Origin of the sequence: Sphingobium abikonense NBRC 16140 (genome assembly GCF_001598335.1) — a bacterium.
Classification (GTDB): domain Bacteria; phylum Pseudomonadota; class Alphaproteobacteria; order Sphingomonadales; family Sphingomonadaceae; genus Sphingobium; species Sphingobium abikonense.
On record NZ_BCYT01000017.1, the window covers coordinates 46,158 to 59,314 of the forward strand.

Below are 13,157 nucleotides of genomic sequence, written 5' to 3' on the forward strand. Positions count from 1 at the left end.
TCTAGCATGGTCGAGCAATCATATCCAAGCGACATCTGCTTCTCGACGTCGCTCGAAGCGAACGGATGTTGGGGGAGGAATTGCATCACCCTTCATCCTCATCTTCGCGACCGACCAGCGCGAGGGCACGAGCGCGGATCTGGTGGGTCATGCACCAGTGCAGCAGCGCCTCTTCTCGACCATGGGTGATCCAGGTTTCGGTTGGCGCGACTTCGCGGATCGTGTCGGTAAGCTCGTCCCAGTCGGCATGGTCGGAAATGACGAGAGGAAGCTCGACATTCTTCTGCCGGGCACGCTGGCGCACGCGCATCCAGCCTGAGGCCATGGCGTTGATCGGATCGGGCAGGCGGCGGCTCCAGCGATCGTTGAGCGCGGAAGGGGGAGAGAGGATGATGTGGCCGCGCATATCCTTGGCCGCGACGCCGGTGGCGGGGCGCAGTTCGCCAAGGTCTACGCCAAAATCCTGATAAAGCGAGCACATGCGTTCCAGCGCGCCATGGATATAGATGGCGTCATGATGGCCGCGGCCGCGCAATTCGCTGATGACCCGCTGCGCCTTCCCCAGGGCATAGGCGCCGACGAGGACGCAACGATCGGGATTGGCGTGGAGCGCGGCGAGCAGGCGATCCATCTCGCTGCCGGTGTCGGGATGACGAAAGACTGGGAGGCCGAACGTCGCTTCGGTGACGAAAATGTCGCAGGGGACGGGTTCGAATGGCAGGCAGGTGGGGTCGGGTCGGCGTTTATAGTCGCCGGTCACGACCACGCGTTCGCCGGCATGTTCCAACAGGATCTGCGCTGATCCCAGCACATGGCCGGCGGGCACATAGCGGATGCGCACGCCGCCCAGCCGCACCTCTTCGCCATAGTCCACCGCCGTGCCGCTGGCCGTGCCATAGCGCAGGCCCATGATCGCCAGCGTTTCGCGCGTCGCCCAGACATGGCCGTGCCCGCCGCGCGCATGATCGGCATGGCCGTGCGTCACCAAGGCGCGCTCCTGCGGCAGGGACGGGTCGATCCACGCATCGGCGGGGCGGACATAAATGCCGGTCGGGTGCGGTTCGATCCAATGCGCCATGGGGCAAGAAGATGGGAAGGGGCATGGCGGTTCCGCAAGGCCAGGCGGAAAAGGCGAGTCATCGCGCGGTAACGCGCGCGTCACCGCGCCGACACGCCATTGCCCTATCGCGCGCGGATAGGAACGCGCAGCGGGGAGTCGCGATCATGGCCTTTTCAGCCCACCGGACCATTACCAAGGCGGTGCACCGGCATCGCCATTTGTCGAAGCAGGGCCTGCTGGAGCGCGCCTTCACCTTCGCCTTTCGCGGACTGGTCTATGCCCAGATATGGGAAGACCCGGCGGTCGACATGGAGGCGCTGGCGATCCAGCCCGACAGCCATGTGGTGACGATCGCGTCGGGCGGTTGCAACGTGCTGTCCTATCTGACTGCGGATCCGGCAAAGATCACGGCGGTGGATTTGAACACCGCGCATATCGCGCTCAACCGGCTGAAACTGGTGGCGGCGCGGACTCTGCCCGACCATGCGACTTTCCACCGCTTTTTCGCGCAGGCCGACGATCGCGCCAATATCGCGGCCTATCGCGACCTTGTGGCGCCGCATCTGGACGAGGCGACGCGGCGCTATTGGGAGGGGCGCGACCTGATCGGGCGGCGGCGCATCGGCGGGTTCGCGCGTGGGATATACAAGCATGGCCTGCTGGGTCGCTTCATCGGCGCGGCGCACCTGCTGGCGCGTTTGCATGGCGTCAACCCCAGGCGGATGCTGGATGCGCGGTCGCGCGAGGAGCAACTGGAGATTTTCGAGCGCGAATTGGCACCGATCTTCGACAGGGGCTTTGTGCGCTGGCTGACCAGCCAGCCGGCATCGCTGTTCGGCCTCGGCATCCCGCCCGCGCAGTTCGAGGCGCTGGCCGGGGACGCGCGCATGGATGCGGTGTTGAAAGCGCGGCTGAAGAAACTGGCCTGTGACTTTGATCTGAAAGACAATTATTTTGCGGTGCAGGCTTTCGGGCGCGGCTATGCAGGGGGTGAGGGGCCATTGCCGCCCTATCTTCAGGCGGGAAACCATGAGGCGATACGGGAGCGGGCCGGGCGCGTGGACGTGCGGCATGTCAATTTCACCGACTTCCTCGCGAGCCAGCCGGCCGCGTCCTGCGACCGCTATATCCTGCTTGATGCGCAGGACTGGATGGACGACGCGCAATTGAATGCGCTCTGGGCGCAGATTACGCGAACGGCGAAGCCGGGCGCGCGGGTTCTGTTCCGCACCGCGGGTGAGCCGAGCATCCTGCCGGGCCGGGTGAGCGAGGCGGTGCTGGGGCGCTGGAAATATCGCGCCGACGCGTCGCGCGACTATACCGCGCGCGACCGGTCGGCCATTTATGGCGGCGTGCACCTCTATGTGCTGAAGGACGATGCGTGAGCGACCATCGGGGGCTGATGGACGGGGTCTATCGCTACCAGCGGCACATTTATGACCTGACGCGCAAATATTATCTGCTGGGCCGGGACGGGCTGATCGCTGATCTCGACATGCCTGATGGCGGGGCGGTGCTGGAGATTGGCTGCGGCACCGGGCGCAATCTGATCGCGGCGGGAAAGGCGTGGCCAAACGCTGCGCTCCATGGCGTAGACATATCGGGAGCGATGCTGGAGACGGCGCGCGCAGCCGTGACAAAGGCCGGCATGGCAAGGCGCGTGATCCTGGCGCAAGGCGACGCCTGCGGTTTCGATGCAAAGGCGCTGTTCGGGCGCGCGACCTTCGACCGGGTGTTCATCAGCTATGCGCTCTCCATGATCCCGGACTGGGAAGCGGCATTGGCCCAAGCGGCGCATTGCGTGGCGCCGGGCGGCAGGCTGGAGATCGTCGATTTCGGGCAACAGGAGCGCTTGCCCGCAGTCTGGAAGCGGGCGCTTTTCGGCTGGTTGGCGCGCTTCCACGTTGCGCCGCGGGGCGATCTGGCATCGGCCCTGGCGAACGCTGCCGATGCGACGCGAGGCCGATCCTATGTCCGGGTGCTGTACCGGGGCTATGCGATCCGCGCTGGCCTGTGTCGGGCCTGAACGCCTCCCGACAAAGTTTATAGTCGTAGATAATCCTTCCTTAGTCCTTTGCATTTGTGTTTCGGTGGATTGCAGTTACGGTTCGCCCCGATCGGCTAACAGGCCGGCGATCAGGAGGGGATATCGTGGGGCAGCCGGTCGGCGTGATCATGGACGAGCGGAATCCGGCCATTCTGGCGTCCGTTGGATCAACGGGCGTCGAATTTGCCTTGCCCTCATCTCGGGCTGGGGACGTGCATGGGATCGAACGGATCGATGCCAAGGAATGTCCGACATTTACCGACGCCTTGATGCGCTTTGCACGGCAGCATGGCTTGGCGCTCCGCGATTGCCGATTGTTCATGTCGATCGCCGGCGCGATCAACGGCAGCACATTTCGGCCAACCAATGGACGCTGGTTCATCACTTTGTCGGGTCTTCGCGCAGTGACGGCGGGCGAGCCCATGATCGTGAATGATGTGGCGGCCATTGCCTGGGCGACCGCCGACCGCCCAGCCGGGGTGGCCTTTGGATCAGGAAGTGGCATAGCGTCCGCGCGGGAAGGGAGGCATGCCATCGCCTCTGCCTGGCGGGGTGGCCTTGGCGCTGCCTGCGTCGATCGGACGGGCGATCGCGCCACGGTCATTTCCAGCGAGGCCGGCCATACGCCTTTTGCAATTCATGATGAGGATGACTGGAGCATGGCCCAGGCCTGCATCGCGCGCCATGGCGATGCGTCCTATGAACGCATCCTGTTTGACATGATGGATGGCCAGATGCTGCATCGGCGGCTGGAAGGCGCGGAATTGCTCGATCGCTTCGCCGTCGTGCTGGGCCGCTATGTTGCCGAGGTGGCGTTGACCTTTGCAGCCTTTGACGGCGTCTATCTATCCGGGTCGCTATTCGAGCGGATCGTCCAGGCAGGGTTGGGTGACACTTTCCGTATCGCATTCGAAGGGCGCGGAAAGCTCAAGCCGATCCTGCAACAGGTGCCGACTCTCTATTTCGCCCTGACCAACGGCTCGCTCAACGGACTGTCGATCCTGTATAATCGCTCAAGCCGTCGATGACCTTCGCTCAGGCCGCCTGGCGCTCCAGCAGTTCCAGGTCCAGCCGGTCCCAGATTTCCACGAGCGCCGCCACCAGGTCGCGCATCATCTCTTCGGTATGCGCGGGGCCGGGGGTGAAGCGCAGCCGTTCGGTGCCGCGGGGGACGGTGGGATAATTGATGGGCTGCACATAGGCGCCATATTCGGCGAGCAATATGTCGCTGATTCGCTTGGCCTTTACCGGGTCGCCGACCATCAGCGGGACGATATGGGTAACGGACGGCATGACCGGCAGGCCAGCGTCGCCCATCAGTTGCTTGAGGAGAGCGGCCGACGCCTGCTGCCCCTCGCGCTCTCCGCTGGAGGCTTTCAAGTGCCGCACGCTGGCCAACACGCCCGCAACCAGCACCGGCGACAGCGAAGTGGTGAAGATGAAGCCGGGCGCATAGCTGCGGATCACGTCGACGATCATCTGGTCGGCCGCGATATAGCCGCCCATGACGCCGAACGCCTTGCCCAGCGTGCCTTCGATGATGGTGACGCGGTCGGCGACGTCATCACGTTCCGAAATGCCGCCGCCGCGTGCGCCATACATGCCCACGGCATGGACTTCGTCGAGATAGGTGAGCGCATTATATTCGTCGGCCAGATCGCAGATCGCGGCGATGGGGGCGATGTCCCCATCCATCGAATAGACGCTTTCGAACGCGATCAGCTTGGGGGTGTCGGGGTCTTCGGCCGCCAGCAGCTCGCGCAGGTGATCGACGTCATTGTGGCGGAACACGCGCTTTTCGCAGCCCGAATTGCGGATACCCGCGATCATCGAGGCGTGGTTGAGTTCGTCGGAAAAGATGATGCAGCCGGGCAGCAGCTTGGCGAGCGTGGAGAGCGTCGCTTCGTTCGAGACATAGCCCGAGGTGAAGAGCAGCGCGCCTTCCTTGCTATGCAGGTCGGCGAGTTCGGCTTCCAGATCGACATGATAATGCGTGTTGCCGCCAATGTTGCGGGTGCCGCCCGAACCTGCGCCAACGTCGTGCAGCGCTTCTTCCATGGCAGCGACGACCTTGGGATGCTGGCCCATGGCGAGATAGTCGTTGGAGCACCAGACGGTGATTGGCTTCGGGCCATTATGACCGTGGAAGCAGCGCGCGTTGGGGAAAGCGCCCTTGTTTCGCAGGATGTCGATGAAGACGCGATAGCGGCCTTCGCTGTGGAGCCGGTCGATCGCCTGCGAAAAGATGTGCTTGTAATTCACTACGCTTCTTCCCGTTCATTCGCGCGCATATTGTCGTTCTGGGCGCGCCCTTCCTCTGCCCTTGAGGTCGCATTTACCCGCGTGGTTCGTCCATTACCAGCGATAACCATTCGCAGCCTTAGGGAGAAATAGCTATCACACTGATCGGGAGCGCGGCATTGGACAAATGGCCTACCCCGTCAGAGTTGATCGATCTGGTCGAGGCCATAGCGGGCCAAAGCCGGGCGCAACCTTTGCTGCTGATCGTCAAGACGGGTGAAGACGGCGGTTCCGGGCGTTGGCGCTGCCGGCCAGCTCTGCCCCTGGGTCAGGAAGGCGATGCGGCGGGCGATGCCGTCCCCGCCATGGACGAAGCCCATGGGATGGGGCGCGGCGGCGGCAAGCTCTGCCTCCACCAGCGGGAAATGGGTGCAGGCCAAAACCACCATGTCCATGCGCTCGCCACCCGGCTGGCTCGTAAGCCCCGCAAGCGCCGCGCGGGCGACCTGCGGATCGAGCGGCTCGCCGCGCAGCTTGGTTTCGGCCAGTTGCACCAGCGCAGCCGATCCATGGCGCAGGACGGTGCAGTCGGCGCCATGTTCGGCGGCGAGCCGGTCGACATAAGGCTGGCGCACCGTCGCGTCGGTGCCGAGCACGCCGAAGACGCGGCTTTTCGACAGGAGCGCGGCGGGCTTGATCGCCGGGACCGTGCCAACGACCGGTATGTCGAGCGCCGCGCGAACGGCCGCAAGCGCGATGGTCGAGGCGGTATTGCAGGCGATGACGGCCAGGCGGGGGCGATAGCGCTCGACCAGGCGGCCGAGCAAGGCGGGCACGCGCGCGGCGATTTCCGCCTCGCTTTTGGTGCCATAGGGAAAGCCTGCGCTGTCGGCGGCATAGATGATGGGTGCGGTGGGCAGTATGTTCCGGACGGGGGCAAGGATCGAAAGACCGCCCACGCCGGAATCGAAAAAGAGAAGGGGAGCTTCGGGGGCGACCGTCATGCCCGCTTCTGTTGCGGGCCGGCGCTGACCTGTCAACGCCCCCGCGCCATGTCAGCGGGTGACGGCGAGTCCGCCGGCCAGGACCACGGCGTCCTCGATCGCGCCGGTCGGGACCTGGCCATAAGCGCGCATCGCCTTCTTGCGGAGGGCTAGGCCCGCATAGGCGCTGGCGATGGCGGCGGTGACGGCCGTGGCGGCGCCCAGCGCGCCTTTGCCGCGTGGGGCGAGGACGGCGCCGGCAAAGGCCGACGTCATGACACGTACCGCCAGGCCGCGCTTGACCGTGCGGTCGGGCGCGCTTTCCATCTTGTCGCCCGCCATCTCCAAGCCCGCGAGCGCGACCGCGCCCGATGCGATCAGCGGATTGGAAAGCAGCGCGGTCGCACGCGGCGCATTGGGCAGCAGCCCGTCGCGCGCCGCGCCTGCCAGCACGGCCAGCGGGGTGAGCGAGCGCTGGCCGGCAACAAGGCCGATGAGGGCGGATCGAAGCATAGGGGCAGTCTCCATCATGTCGGGCAGGACTGGCATAAGCGTCTGAACGATCAAAAGGATGCTTGTGACGAGAGGCTTCATCAGGATGCGGCGCAGCTTCGCCATTGCTCCGTGCGGCTGTCACGCTATGGTCGCGGGCACCTTCTACCGGCGATGTTCATGACACCTTATTGGCTGCTCCCCTCCCTTGTCCTCATTCTTGGCTATCTGCTTGGCTCCATCCCCTTTGGCCTGCTGCTGACGCGCATCACCGGCGCGGGCGACCTGCGGCAGATCGGGTCGGGGAATATCGGCGCGACCAATGTTCTGCGTACCGGTCGCAAGGGGCTGGCGGCCGCGACCTTGCTGCTCGATTTGCTGAAGGGCGTTGCGGCGGTGCTGGTCGGCGCGGCGATTGTCGACGGGGGCGGGCCGATGGCTGGCGCCATGGCTTTCATCGGCCATTGCTATCCGGTCTGGTTGCGTTTTGCCGGGGGCAAGGGCGTGGCGACGATGATGGGGGTCGTGACCGCGCTTTACTGGCCTGCGGGCATCGTTTTTGCGCTGGTGTGGCTCGGTCTGTTGTTCGGCACGCGCTGGTCATCGGTCGGCGGCATGGCGGCGGGGATCAGTGCGCCGGTTGCGATGTGGGCGTTCGGGCGGATGGAGCTGGTGCCCGTCGCCCTGGCCATGGCGCTGATCCTGCTGTGGCGGCATCGCGCCAATATCGCGCGGCTGATGAAGGGCGAGGAGCCAAAGGTCGGCGCATCCAAGTCGGCTGCGCCTGAATGACCGAGCGGGAGCGGTTTGAGCGGTTGCGACTGATACGCTCGCCGCGAATCGGGCCGGTCAGCTATCGGCAACTGCTCGCGCGCTTCGGCAGCGCGGGGGAGGCGTTGCGCGCCATCCCCATGCTGGCGGAGCGAGGCGGTGGCCGCGCGAGCGTTGCGGACGCGGGCGCTGTGGAGCGCGAAATCGCGACGACGCGCGCGCTGGGCGGCCGCTATCTGTTGATGGGAGACGCCGACTATCCCGTCTTGCTCGACCAGATGGAGGGCGCGCCGCCGGCGCTGATCGTGCGCGGGGATGCGGCGCTGGCCGCGCGGCCCTGTGTCGCCATCGTGGGCGCGCGCAATGCATCGGCGGCGGCTTGCCGCTTTGCGCGCAGCCTGGCGCAGGACTTGGGGCAGCGGGAGGCCGTGGTCGTATCGGGACTGGCGCGCGGGATCGATACCGAAGCGCATCGCGGGTCGATCGACAGCGGGACGATCGGCGTCATCGCCTGCGGCATCGACATGGTGTTCCCACCCGAAAATGCGGGATTGCAGGAGGAGGTGGCGCAACGCGGCCTGCTTGTCACCGAGCATCCGCCCGGCGTTCAGCCTCTTGCCCGGCATTTCCCGGCCCGCAACCGGATCATTGCGGGCCTGGCGCTGGGAACCGTCGTGGTGGAGGCCGCGCCCAAGTCCGGGTCGCTCATCACCGCGCGGCTGGCGGGCGAAGCCGGGCGGGAGGTGATGGCGGTGCCGGGATCGCCCATCGATCCGCGTGCGCAGGGGTGCAATTTGCTGATCCGCGAGGGCGCGACGCTGATCCAGACTGGCGCGGATGTGATGGAGGCGATTGGCGGTTTCGATCCGCGCATGGTGCGGCAGGAGAGTTTCGACTTCGTCGGCGAACCGGTGTCGAGCGATGTGGCGGAGCAGGAACGCGCGGTGGTTATCGGTTTGCTGGGCCCGTCTGCGGTGCCGGTGGACGAGCTGATCCGTCTCTCGGGCCTGTCGCCCGCCGTGGTGCAGACGGTGCTGCTGGAACTGGAGCTTGCCGGTTCTCTGGAGCGCCATGCGGGCGGCCGGGTGAGCCTGCGCTGAAAGAGGCTGGCCTTGTGTCGCGCCCGTGCCTACATCAGCGGCGCTTGACGGGGGGCGTCATCCCTTTCCACACTCGCGCGTATACGTAAGAGATTTCTAACCGGGGCATCCATGCAGCTTGTCATCGTCGAATCGCCGGCCAAGGCGAAGACCATCGAGAAATATCTGGGCGGCGATTTCCATGTCCTCGCCAGCTATGGCCATATCCGCGACCTGCCACCCAAGGATGGGTCGGTCGATCCCGACAACGGCTTTGCGATGTCGTGGGAAAATTATGGCGACAAGGGCAAGCAGCTGAAAGCCATCGCCGACGAGGCGAAGAAGGCCGACCGATTGATCCTGGCGACTGACCCTGATCGCGAGGGAGAAGCGATCAGCTGGCATGTGCAGGAGGTGCTGCGCGCCAAGAAGGCGTTGCCGCAGAAGGTGGACCGGGTGACGTTCAACGCCATCACCAAGGCGGCGGTGACGGAGGCGATGGCGCAGCCGCGCGCGCTGGACGAGGATCTGATCGACGCCTATCGCGCGCGCCGGGCGCTCGACTATCTTGTGGGCTTCACTTTGTCGCCGGTGCTGTGGCGCAAGCTGCCGGGCGCCAAGTCGGCCGGGCGTGTGCAGTCGGTGGCGCTGCGGCTGGTGGTCGAGCGCGAGCGCGAGATCGAGAGCTTTACGCCCCAGGAATATTGGTCGGTCGCAGCCGAGATGGAGCAGGGTGGGCAGGGCTTTACCGCCCGGCTCGTGCGCTGGAAGGGCGAGAAGATCGACCGGCTGACCATCGGCAAGGAAGGCGACGCCATGGCCGCCAAGGCCGATGTGGAGGCCGGGCGCTTCACCGTTGAGAAGGTCGAGACAAAGCCGCTCACCCGCAATCCCCCGCCGCCCTTCACCACGTCGACCCTGCAACAGGAAGCCGCGCGCAAGCTGGGCTTTTCGGCCAGCCACACGATGCGGATCGCGCAGCAACTCTATGAGGATGGCGCGATCACCTATATGCGGACCGACGGCGTGCAGATGGATGGCAGCGCCATTTCCGCTGCGCGCAAGGCAATCGCGGACCGATATGATGGCGGCTATCTGCCCGAAAAGCCGCGCCAATATCAGACCAAGGCCAAGAATGCGCAGGAAGCGCATGAGGCGATCCGCCCGACCGAGTTTGGTCGTGACAAGGCCGGGTCGGGCGACCATGCGCGGCTTTATGACCTGATCTTCAAGCGTGCGCTGGCGAGCCAGATGGCAAGCGCGCGGTTGGAGCGCACGACGATCGACATGGTCGATGGCAGCGGCAGCCATACGCTGCGCGCGACCGGGCAGGTGGTGATTTTCCCGGGTTTCCTGGCGCTTTATGAGGAAGGGCGGGACGACAGCGAGGATGATGATTCAAAACTGCTGCCGCGCCTGAGCGAGGGCGATGCGCCCGCCAAGAAGAAGGTGAGCGCCGAACAGCATTTCACCCAGCCCCCGCCGCGCTATTCCGAAGCATCGCTGGTTAAGCGGCTGGAGGAACTGGGGATCGGGCGCCCGTCCACTTATGCCTCGACCTTGCAGGTGCTCAAGGACCGCGACTATGTTCGGGTGGAAAAGAACCGGTTTTTTGCCGAGGAAAGCGGGCGGCTGGTCACGGCCTTTCTGGAGCGGTTTTTCGAACGCTACGTCTCCTACGACTTCACCGCGGGGCTGGAGGACGAGTTGGATGATATCTCCGGCGGCCGGGCGCAGTGGCAGGCGGTGCTCGAAGCCTTCTGGCGCGATTTCAAGCCCAAGACCGCCGAAGTGATGGAGCAGAAGCCTTCCGACATCACGGCGGAACTCGACAAGTTTCTGGAGCCGATGCTGTTCCCGCCCAAGGCTGACGGCAGCAACCCGCGCGCCTGCCCCATGTGTGGCGACGGGCAATTGGCGCTGCGCGGTGGGCGGTTCGGGGCGTTCATCGCCTGTTCCAACTATCCCGACTGCAAATATACCCGCAAATTCGGCCAGCCCGGCGGCAAGGATGGCGAGGACACCGGGCCGGAAGTGCTGGGCCAGCATCCCGAAACCGGGCAGGACATCATGCGCAAGTCCGGACGCTTTGGCCCTTATATCGAAATGGGCGAGGGGAAGGAGGCCAAGCGCGGGTCCATACCCAAGGATCTGCCCGATGGCGAATTGACGCTGGATTGGGCGGTCAAGCTGCTGAGCCTGCCGCGCGAGGTGGGGCTGCATCCTGAAACCGGCAAGCCTATCGTTGCTAATATCGGCCGCTTTGGTCCCTATTTGCTGCACGACGGCAAATATGGCCGCCTGTCCAGCACCGCTGAGATTTTCGAAGTGGGCATGAACAGCGCGGTGGTAAAGCTGGCCGAAGCGGCGACGCGGGGCGGCCGGGGCGCTGCGCGCGAGCCGTTGAAAGTGCTGGGCGCGCATCCGCGCACCGAAGCGGAGATCAAGGTGATGGAAGGGCGCTATGGTCCCTATGTCACCGACGGCACGACCAACGCGACCTTGCCCAAGACGGTGACGCCCGAAGCATTGACTTTGGAGGAAGCCGCGCAACTGATCGACGCCAAGGCAGCATCCGCGCCGGCGAAGAAGGGCAAGAAGAAAGCCGCGCCCAAGAAGGCAGCAGCGAAGAGGGACAGCGCGTCCAAGAAACCTGCCGCCAAGAAGGCATCGGTGAAAAAGACTGCTGCTCCAAAAGCGCCGGCTGAATAATCCCGATGCCTATCTGCTGCTTTCAATGAAGCTGGCGTGATGATCGGGGAGGTCGGATTGCTTGGCCTTCCGGATTTTACGCAGCCAGGCGGATCTGGTTGCGGCCCGCGGCCTTGGCGGCATACATGGCGAGGTCTGCGCGCCGCAGGAGGATTTCAGCCGTTGCTGCATTTTCGTCTGCCGCGCAGCCGATGCTGACGGTGAGGGGAACAGCATGCCCCTCATCATTACGGATGCTGAGTGTTTCCACAGCCAGGCGTATTCGGTCTGCTAAAACTGCGCCCGAGTCCCCTGTCATTCCAAGCAAATAAATTGCAAATTCCTCTCCGCCCATGCGCCCGCAAATATCGTTGGCGCGTACCGACCGGCGCAGGCTCCCGGCGATGGCGGTTAGCGCCTGATCACCGGTGGCATGACCCCATCGGTCATTGATCGTCTTGAAATGATCGACGTCGATCAGCAGGCATACGCCGGGAGCAGCAGCGCGGGCTTGCTCAAGCCGGCGGAGAAAACTGGCTCGGTTGAACAGACCCGTCATCTGGTCGATTTCCGAGAGATGTCGCAATTCGGCCATGGCCTTTTGGAGCGATTCGGTCAGCTGTCGCTTCTGCTCGACCTGCCTCGCCAGCAGCAGACATACTGGGGTCGAGATGAATAGCGGCGCAAAAAAACCGAATATCCAATAGGGTATGGGAATTTCCATGCCCGGGAAGCGCGACATGACCCACATCGCCGCCTGCGAGGTGGAGACGGAAAAGACAATCCCGACGATCGCTTTCGAATAGGGACGCATGGCCCGCTTCTATGCGATGTTGGTAAAAATTCCGTCTCCGTAACGTTATTCCACCCAGTCCAGACCGATGTCGCGGTAGATGAAGCGGTCGTCTTCCCAGTCTTCCTTCACCTTCACGTGAAGGTAGAGGTGGACCTTCACGCCCAGCAGCGTGGCCAGTTCGGCACGGGCTTTTGAGCCGATTTCCTTGAGCCGCTGGCCACCCTTGCCAAGGACGATGGCGCGCTGGGTCGGGCGGGCGACGAGGATCTGCTGGTGGATTTCGACCGATCCGTCCTCACGCTCCTTATATTGTTCGGTATCGACGGCGGCGGCGTAGGGGAGCTCCGCGTGGAGTTGGTGATACAGCTGCTCGCGGGTGATTTCGGCGGCCAGCATCCGGTCGGTGGCGTCCGACACCTGATCTTCGGGAAAATGCCATGGACCCTGAGGCATGGCGTCGGCAAAGGCGGTCTTGAGCTGCGCCAGGCCGTCGCCGGTCTGGGCGGAGATGAAGAATGTCTCCTCGAACCCCACCCGTTCATACAGCTTCTGGGTATGGACCAGCAGCTTTTCCTTGATGGCGATATCGACCTTGTTGAGGATCAGCCATTTGCGCTCCGGGCGATGGACGAGCGCCTCTATGATCGGCTCCATCTTGGGGCCAAGGCCCGCCTTGCCATCGACGACAAGCGCGATGAGGTCCGCGCCCTGCGCGCCGCCCCAAGCGGCCTGCACCATCGCCCGGTCGAGCCGCCGGCGCGGCGCGAAGATGCCGGGCGTGTCGACCAGCACGACCTGCGCGTCGCCTTCGATCGCGACGCCCATGACGCGGGTGCGGGTGGTCTGCGCCTTGGGACTGGTGATCGCCACCTTCTGCCCCACCAGCGCATTGACCAGCGTGGATTTTCCCGCATTGGGCGCGCCGACGATCGCGACGACGCCGCAGCGCTGGTCTGAAATATGTACGTCCAAAAATAACTCCGTTCGCGCTGAGCCT

The 13,157-nt window shown here is 64.5% G+C and carries 12 protein-coding genes; 6 read left to right on the plus strand and 6 right to left on the minus strand.

Annotated elements, in window-relative coordinates; all coding sequences use genetic code 11:
* Positions 1-85: 85 nt before the first annotated feature.
* On the minus strand, positions 86-1,078 hold the full coding sequence (locus SAB01S_RS14995; protein ID WP_062733968.1) for a ligase-associated DNA damage response exonuclease: 993 nt from the start codon (positions 1,076-1,078) through the stop codon (positions 86-88).
* A 146-nt stretch (positions 1,079-1,224) separates the two neighbouring features.
* Here SAB01S_RS14995 and SAB01S_RS15000 point away from each other — a divergent pair, with 146 nt between their 5' ends.
* The 3 genes from SAB01S_RS15000 (at position 1,225) to SAB01S_RS15010 (ending at position 4,135) form a co-directional block, all read left to right on the plus strand.
* Positions 1,225-2,445, plus strand: a complete 1,221-nt coding sequence (locus tag SAB01S_RS15000; RefSeq protein ID WP_062734017.1) for a BtaA family protein — start codon at positions 1,225-1,227, stop codon at positions 2,443-2,445.
* Positions 2,442-3,086, plus strand: coding sequence for a class I SAM-dependent methyltransferase (locus SAB01S_RS15005; protein ID WP_062733969.1), 645 nt, complete (start codon positions 2,442-2,444; stop codon positions 3,084-3,086). Before SAB01S_RS15000 ends, SAB01S_RS15005 begins: the two co-directional genes overlap by 4 nt.
* A 125-nt stretch (positions 3,087-3,211) precedes the next feature.
* Entirely contained in the window at positions 3,212-4,135 is a 924-nt protein-coding gene (locus SAB01S_RS15010) for a glucokinase (protein ID WP_062733971.1), read from the plus strand.
* 7 nt (positions 4,136-4,142) lie between these two features.
* Here SAB01S_RS15010 and hemA read toward each other — a convergent pair whose 3' ends face one another.
* The 3 genes from hemA to SAB01S_RS15025 form a co-directional block, all read right to left on the minus strand.
* The gene (hemA, locus tag SAB01S_RS15015; protein ID WP_062733973.1) at positions 4,143-5,369 is read right to left on the minus strand and encodes a 5-aminolevulinate synthase; all 1,227 of its coding nucleotides are present in this window, start codon (positions 5,367-5,369) and stop codon (positions 4,143-4,145) included.
* 179 nt (positions 5,370-5,548) lie between these two features.
* Positions 5,549-6,352 (minus strand): glutamate racemase, encoded by an 804-nt coding sequence (murI, locus tag SAB01S_RS15020; protein WP_062733975.1) that lies wholly within the window; start codon positions 6,350-6,352, stop codon positions 5,549-5,551.
* 51 nt (positions 6,353-6,403) lie between these two features.
* Complete coding sequence (locus SAB01S_RS15025) at positions 6,404-6,844, minus strand: DUF4126 domain-containing protein (protein WP_245646500.1); 441 nt, start codon at positions 6,842-6,844, stop codon at positions 6,404-6,406.
* Between the two features lie 159 nt (positions 6,845-7,003).
* Here SAB01S_RS15025 and plsY point away from each other — a divergent pair, with 159 nt between their 5' ends.
* The 3 genes from plsY (at position 7,004) to topA (ending at position 11,385) form a co-directional block, all read left to right on the plus strand.
* Positions 7,004-7,615, plus strand: a complete 612-nt coding sequence (gene plsY / locus SAB01S_RS15030; protein WP_062734020.1) for a glycerol-3-phosphate 1-O-acyltransferase PlsY — start codon at positions 7,004-7,006, stop codon at positions 7,613-7,615.
* Positions 7,612-8,694 (plus strand): DNA-processing protein DprA, encoded by a 1,083-nt coding sequence (dprA, locus tag SAB01S_RS15035; protein WP_062733976.1) that lies wholly within the window; start codon positions 7,612-7,614, stop codon positions 8,692-8,694. The genes plsY and dprA overlap by 4 nt, the downstream gene beginning before the upstream one ends.
* A gap of 111 nt (positions 8,695-8,805) precedes the next feature.
* Entirely contained in the window at positions 8,806-11,385 is a 2,580-nt protein-coding gene (gene topA, locus SAB01S_RS15040) for a type I DNA topoisomerase (protein ID WP_062733978.1), read from the plus strand.
* Positions 11,386-11,461: 76 nt separating this feature from the next.
* Here the strand turns inward: topA and SAB01S_RS15045 are convergent, their stop codons facing one another.
* Entirely contained in the window at positions 11,462-12,178 is a 717-nt protein-coding gene (locus SAB01S_RS15045; protein ID WP_062733979.1) for a GGDEF domain-containing protein, read from the minus strand.
* 45 nt (positions 12,179-12,223) lie between these two features.
* Complete coding sequence (gene era / locus SAB01S_RS15050) at positions 12,224-13,132, minus strand: GTPase Era (protein ID WP_062733980.1); 909 nt, start codon at positions 13,130-13,132, stop codon at positions 12,224-12,226.
* Positions 13,133-13,157: the final 25 nt, after the last annotated feature.